The organism is Hydrogenophaga sp. A37, from assembly GCF_002001205.1.
In the GTDB taxonomy this organism is placed as follows: Bacteria; Pseudomonadota; Gammaproteobacteria; order Burkholderiales; family Burkholderiaceae_C; genus Hydrogenophaga.
Window position 1 is genome coordinate 1 of sequence record NZ_MUNZ01000191.1, and the last position, 6,077, is coordinate 6,077.

The window sequence follows — 6,077 nt, forward strand, 5'->3', positions numbered from 1 at the left end:
TCCCGTGACCAGGCGCCGTACCACCTCTGCATCGATCTCTGACATACGTGTCCACCTTGTTCTACATGGACTCGTAGCTTCCCCTCTCAGGCCCTCTGTGGGAAGACGTAGTTGGATGACCGCTTACTATGGATCAAGCTTGATGGTCTACTCCGGCGACCTTCGAGCGAGTCATGTTCGGACACGAACCACCGGCTCGGCAAACATATTTCGACCTCTTATCCATAAGTAGAGCAATGCCCACCACGCCCATGCATATCCGAAAAAAGGTGATCCGCTGGCAAGCCGAAGGTCGGCACTTGCGCACGCCTGAAGACACAGACCCAGCGGTGATGATCTCTCGCTTGGAGAGGATGGGTCTTCCAGCGCAAGAGTTTCTCGGTATCCTGCACCGCGCTGGAGTCCCTCACAAGAACTCGGACCAGACAACAGCGGACAAATTTGTCCGGTCCTGACGTCTTCCGCCCCCCGTTTCTTCCCTGTAAAGTCATCTTGCGATCACACAGACCTCAGACAACTCTCAATGTGGCTGGACGCCGAACAAGGATACATGCAATGAACACATCAGACCTGCGCCGAATCTTCAAGAACAGCCTTCGCATGTATTTCGCCCCCTTGGTGGGTGCATGCCGGGGGGCAGTCGCTGAGTTTCAACGCGTGCATAGTGAGGTGGAAGGGGCGCGCCGGAATGCTGTTCTTCAGCAAGGTGCCCCGCGATAGGGCAGCTTCAAGCCAATCCGTGCGTCTGAGCTCCAGCCCGTCCTCAATCCCACAGCGCGTCCCACAACCTCAGCGCAGCTCTCCCTCCAGGGAGTTTCTCCAGCACTGCTCGGTCCTCGACGAACAGCAGCAGTGAGGTCTTGTTCGTCCAGTCGAACTGAATGCGGCTGAGCCACGACTGTTCCCTCACGCCCTCCCCCGCCTTGCCTGTTTCGAACATCCAGAACTGAGAGTCTGTCAGGCGATAGCGAAGCGCCAGAGTCTCGCTCTCCCAGAGGTTGCCGATCCCGTGGACGCAGACCATCTCACCGTGGGCCAGGGTCAGCAATGTCTTGAGCTTCTCGCTGGCGTCCGTCCTGCTCGGCTTGGCTCCTCGCTCGGGATCGCGTCTGGTAATGGTCAGCTCATCATTGAGGCGGCGAAACACCTGAACGATCTGGCTCATGCGAGCCATGTTGGCCTGCGCTGCATCGAACTGCCGTCGCATCCGTGCCTCGCGTGCACACGGTCGCTCCTTCGGCTGCGGGCTCGCATCCTCCAGTCTCTTGAGGATGACCATGCCATCGCCATCGTGCGTCAGCGGGGTGTTCTGCAGGATATTGAGGGCGAAGCTCAAGCCCCCGATGGCAAACCACTCGGTCCCTCCATCCCAGCGGTCTCCGTCCTCTCTGACTACGTGCAGCCGCAAGCCAGAGAGCAAACGGTGCAATCCATTCTCGACCTCAAGCGCCCTGGTCCGGCTTGGAAACAGCGCCTGAAATGAGTTCTCCATTGCGATGTTCTCAACATCTGGCAAGGACTTCGCCCGTGACCCAGGGCTTCGACTGATGCCAATCTTGAAGCGTGGCTCGTCCCTGTGCACCAACAAATAAACATGGCACTTTTCCGCCTGCCTTGTGGCCAGGGGTCCGTCTTCGATGACTCGGCGACTTCGGCGAGTGCAGACAGAACCGCGCGTTTCTCCCTCGGTGTGCCAGCTCATCCTGGACTTGGACATCATCTTGTACATGCGTCACTCCTGTTCATTTGATTCGATGTGATTTGGCTGATCGCGAAGCCCTGTGACCTTTAGGATTGCGCCCACGTCGCTCGTGAGCTCCAACCGCTTCCGTGAGCTTCCTGCTTCCATGTGTTCATCCCCTTGACGGGGGTAACGGTCAGGCGTTGGGGTGATCCCAGCGGACCACTAAATGCCAGCGGTGACTGATCCGGGTGCTGCTGAGGTGAAGCTCTGTCAGCAAGCGCGCGTACTGCTCATGTGCCTGCCTTGCTTCCGAGTCCACTTTGGCCGTCCGCCTCGCCTCTTCTGCTGCGCCCCATCCCAACAGAAGGGCACAGAGCAAAGCGCCGTCAACGGGCAGTTTTTCGCAAAGCCGCTGCAGCGGCTTGCTGAGGGTAAGACTTCGACCTCGGCGCACATCCTCGAGGTTGGCCTTGCAGCCCTTCCGTTTTGTCTTGCGGTTGGGGTGCGCACACCAGAAGTACCCTGACGGATAGAAGAGGCCTGCGGCGTGCATCACGGCGGCCTCGTCTGGACGCACCGCCTGGGACGTCGAGACGGACCAGGCCAATTCGGTCGCGGCTTGAAACGGGGTGAGGACACCGAAGACCCGATACAGGGGATGTATCTGGTATGCCGTCCTCACGTCCTGCACGACAAAGTAACTTTCAAAGGTCAGGTCATCGGAGAGCACATCGTCGATGAAGCCATCGATCAGGCTGTCACCACTTCGAGACCTGCCGATCAACACCCTCTCGCGCAGCTGGTCAAGGTAGGCGCGCTTCATTCGATACGGAGGCGTTGCATCGAAGAGGTCGGGCATCGACAACAGCCCGGTTGCGGATGGAATCTTCATCACCGACCCAAGCGTCTGGATCAGCGACTCCTGGGCCGGGCTCCAGGTTTTCATTCGCTCTGGCTGCTGGTCGATGCTGCGATGCACTGGCCGTGTTTCTTTCTTGGGTGTGGTCATGGTTGTTTGTTGGTGGATTTGTCGATGCAAAGGATCGGCTGAAAGCACTGATGCGTGTTCATTGCGCCCCCTCAGGATCAGGCATGGGACCTACGCTGCGCATCCATGCCTCGAATGCTTTGCGCACCTGTGTGTGATCGGCCTGGATACCCGCCCTTGTCGAAATGCCCATAGAAATGCCACCCGAGTGGTGAGTGCTTCCACCGGAGGCCAAGACCGTGGAGGGGAACTCCAGCCAAGGTAGCGCCTGCCACGTAGGCAGCAGTTCCCACACCATTGGCGGCTGGATGGGTCGCCCCGTCCATGGCGCCAACTTCGCCTTCCCGGTTTCCTCCAGCGCGTGCAGAACGATGACGAGTTCGTCGCTCACCTCCAGGCTCATGCTGGTGGGTTGAGCCTCGCCCCATTCGACGACCTGCGTTTCCACGTTCCCGAGCGGTTTTTCACCCTCGTCGCTGCGATCCTGGCGCGTGGTGAGTTCGCCGGAGCCGGAGCCAAACCGTAGTGGGTACAGAACCAACTGGAAGACATCTTGCGGCCCGTGAATGTCGGCCAACCACGAACCGTTTGTCAGCAAACCCTCCAGTCGCTTTGCCGCCGCCGGGGCCAACTGCGCCATGTCCTTCTCATCCACGTGGAAGAAGCAAAGACCGGTTAGATGGTGACGCTGGACGTTCTCGCTGATATCGGTTTTTTTGGTCATGTCGCCTTGTTCAGCGTCTGCTGGGGTGGGCTCGGTAGAAGGGGTGCCGGATCCAGAATGGTCGTGATTCATGTCGTTCTCGCTTTCATTCATTGATGTGGGTGATGCGTCTTGTGGCCACGCTCCAAGGTCTCATCCAAAGTCACTTTGTCAAACTCGGGCAAGGCTTCGCCCTGCCCTGCTCCTTGGGCGTTGGCATCTCTCTCGTCTGGTCAGGAAAACTCAGGGCGGGGACAGCGCCTCATGCGACCCGTCGTTGGCGGGCATGAAGGGCACCACCATCCCGCTCACTGGTGCGAGCGAGATGTGTTGCTTGAGCAGGCGCTCCATGGCCGAGCCGTCACGCCGCGTCAGGTTCGGCACATATCGGCTGTAGACCCGGAACAGCATCTCCGTGCTGGTGTGGCCCAGTTGCCGAGCGATCCACTCCGGCGCCTCCCCACTGGCCAGCCACAGCGTGGCTGCCGTGTGCCGCATCTGGTAAGCCCGCCGATGATCCAGCTCCAGGTGCCTGAGCAGCGGTGCCCATACCCGGTTGAGAAAGTTCTGGTTGTCGATGGGCTTGCCGCCACGGCTGCTGAACACGAATTCGGACAGCTTGCCCGTCGCCCTGCGCTGCGCCTGCAAAGCCTCGAAGACCATCTCGTTCATCTGGATGTCGCGCATGCTGCCGTCGGTCTTGAGCTCATCTTCTTCATTCAGCACGATGGACTCTCGCACCAGGATCAGTCGACGCTCGAAGTCGATGTACTTCCACTTCAGACCATGCACTTCACCGGTTCGCATGCCGGTGAAGAAACGCACGGTGAAGTAATTGCGGTAGTCGACCCTGGCCGTGGTCAGGATGCGCTGCACCTCATCGAGCGTGAAAGGCATGACATCGCTGCGCTTGATTTTCAGGGGCTTGATGTTGCGAAAGGCGGACGTAAACTCGAACCGGTCGGCCGCTTCATTGAGGATCTGGCGCAGCGGCTTCATCACGGAGTTGATGCGACGGTTGGACAGCGTAGAAGTGGACTTTCGGGCGGGAACTTTGGCGAGTGATGCCCGAAATGCCAGTGCGTCTGCCTTGTTGATCTGGCCGACCTCCTTTTCCCCGAAGTACGGGATCAGGTACTTGTCCAGCGCACCCCGCTGGGTGATGGAGTAGCTGCGGCGCCAGCTCACCTCGGCTTCCTTGAACCACGTTTCGGCGAACTCCTTGAACAGTGGAGTGAACGTAGCCTTGCCCACCGAAGTGGTGAAGGTGCCTTCTTCCGCTTCTGGCACATCAGTCTTCGCTTTGGGCAGCGATTTTCCAAAGGTCTTCTGGTAATCGAAGGTGCCGAGGGAGATCTCGGTTTCGATCCGATCCAGAGCTTTCTGAAGGCGTTTGCGATTGGCTGAGGAGTCGGCCAACGTGGTGTATTCACGCAGCCGCATCCCTGCATGTCGGAAGTCCAGGAACAAGGTCCCCTTGCTCTCTAGGCGGCGGATGTTACCCATGGATCACCCCTCCGCTGGCCAGGGGGATGCCATCGGAACTCATCGCTGAGTGTTGGGCCATGTCGGCTTCGATTTGCTCCCAGATGTAGAGCGTCTTGCGACCCCCGAAGGGACGGATGTAATGCCGCCCCTCCAGCAGGACGCTGTCTTTGAGTCGATCTCGTATGGTCCGGCTGTCGTACTTGATGCGGGACGACAGCTCATCTGTCGTCAGATAGGTACAGGTGCTCACTTCTCACTCCTTGACGATGGTGGGACAATCAGAATTGAAAAAAGCCACTCATGAAGCTTTTTTTTCATCCTGAGTGACATTATGAGCATCAATATGCCATTGTCAAGGACTTTTTGTCATCCTGAGTGATATTTCTACACGGAGAGCGTCGTGATCAAGTGTCATCTGTCCCGCCTGATGGGGGAGCGAAAGCTCAAGATCAGCGATGTCGCCAGAGATACCGGGCTTCATCGCAACACGATCACACTGCTCTATCAGGAGACTGCCAACCGCATCGACCTGGAGGCCGTCGACGAGCTGTGCAAGTACTTTCAAATCCCCATCAGCGAACTCTTCGAGTACGTCGAAGACAACAACGCCTGAGTCCGTCTGCACTGCGACAACAGAGGCCCATACAAGGGCCTATGAACCAACAAGCTCCTTCGCTTTCATTTGGTCCGTCGCCGATCTCCTGCGCTGCGGCTAACCTCAACACGACTACGACAAGTCATCCTCTCCTTCACCGTCCTGCGCCCGTTGGACTGCGTGCTAGAACTCACCAAGGCCACGGTGCTGGCCGAGCTGACTCGGTTTACAAGACCAGAGATCGGTTTGCAGCGTGCGCCGTCATTCGCGGCCGCGCGCCGCGTTTACAGTGCCCGGCATGAAGCCGTCATCGGTTGCTGCGACAACCGACCTGCTTCAACGACCGGTGTCGACAGTACAGCGGTCACCCAGGTCGGCAGGTCGCGGCTCGCAAGTTGGCACGCGGTGGATGTCGGCTGCTCGATGGGGTGAAGTCACGCTGCCGACCCTGAGCGGCCATTCTTGCATTTCCCTCAAAGTGGTCTGTCAGCCTGCGTATTTCAGCGATCGTGGACGCCTGTTTCAGGCTGATCGTGGACGGAGAATCGGTGTTGCCGTGGCGGCGCTGGGGAAGCGCGCAGGAACTGGTGTGAATGTATCGCAATCGTCCACGATCAGC

At 58.6% G+C, this 6,077-nt stretch carries 6 protein-coding genes; 1 reads left to right on the forward strand and 5 read right to left on the reverse strand.

Annotated elements, in window-relative coordinates:
- Positions 1-763 precede the first annotated feature (763 nt).
- The 5 genes from B0E41_RS25795 to B0E41_RS25815 form a co-directional block, all read right to left on the reverse strand.
- Entirely contained in the window at positions 764-1,729 is a 966-nt protein-coding gene (locus B0E41_RS25795) for a GIY-YIG nuclease family protein (protein ID WP_077335950.1), read from the reverse strand.
- Between the two features lie 148 nt (positions 1,730-1,877).
- Complete coding sequence (locus B0E41_RS25800; RefSeq protein WP_143434045.1) at positions 1,878-2,693, reverse strand: hypothetical protein; 816 nt, start codon at positions 2,691-2,693, stop codon at positions 1,878-1,880.
- 58 nt (positions 2,694-2,751) lie between these two features.
- Positions 2,752-3,468, reverse strand: coding sequence for a hypothetical protein (locus B0E41_RS25805; protein ID WP_171984885.1), 717 nt, complete (start codon positions 3,466-3,468; stop codon positions 2,752-2,754).
- Positions 3,469-3,618: 150 nt separating this feature from the next.
- A complete protein-coding gene (locus B0E41_RS25810) occupies positions 3,619-4,881 on the reverse strand; it encodes a tyrosine-type recombinase/integrase (protein ID WP_077335956.1) in 1,263 nt (420 codons plus the stop codon).
- The gene (locus B0E41_RS25815) at positions 4,874-5,113 is read right to left on the reverse strand and encodes a hypothetical protein (protein ID WP_077335958.1); all 240 of its coding nucleotides are present in this window, start codon (positions 5,111-5,113) and stop codon (positions 4,874-4,876) included. Before B0E41_RS25815 ends, B0E41_RS25810 begins: the two co-directional genes overlap by 8 nt.
- Positions 5,114-5,263: 150 nt before the next feature.
- Between B0E41_RS25815 and B0E41_RS25820 the strand changes: the two genes are divergently transcribed.
- The gene (locus B0E41_RS25820; RefSeq protein WP_077335960.1) at positions 5,264-5,476 is read left to right on the forward strand and encodes a helix-turn-helix transcriptional regulator; all 213 of its coding nucleotides are present in this window, start codon (positions 5,264-5,266) and stop codon (positions 5,474-5,476) included.
- Positions 5,477-6,077: the final 601 nt, after the last annotated feature.

Bases quoted from the DNA above. Each gene is read 5' to 3' on its own strand.
- B0E41_RS25805 (WP_171984885.1), bottom strand. From the start codon at position 3,468: ATGAATCACGACCATTCTGGATCCGGCACCCCTTCTACCGAGCCCACC.
- B0E41_RS25800 (WP_143434045.1), bottom strand. From the start codon at position 2,693: ATGACCACACCCAAGAAAGAAACACGGCCAGTGCATCGCAGCATCGAC.
- B0E41_RS25810 (WP_077335956.1), bottom strand. From the start codon at position 4,881: ATGGGTAACATCCGCCGCCTAGAGAGCAAGGGGACCTTGTTCCTGGAC.
- B0E41_RS25795 (WP_077335950.1), bottom strand. From the start codon at position 1,729: ATGTACAAGATGATGTCCAAGTCCAGGATGAGCTGGCACACCGAGGGA.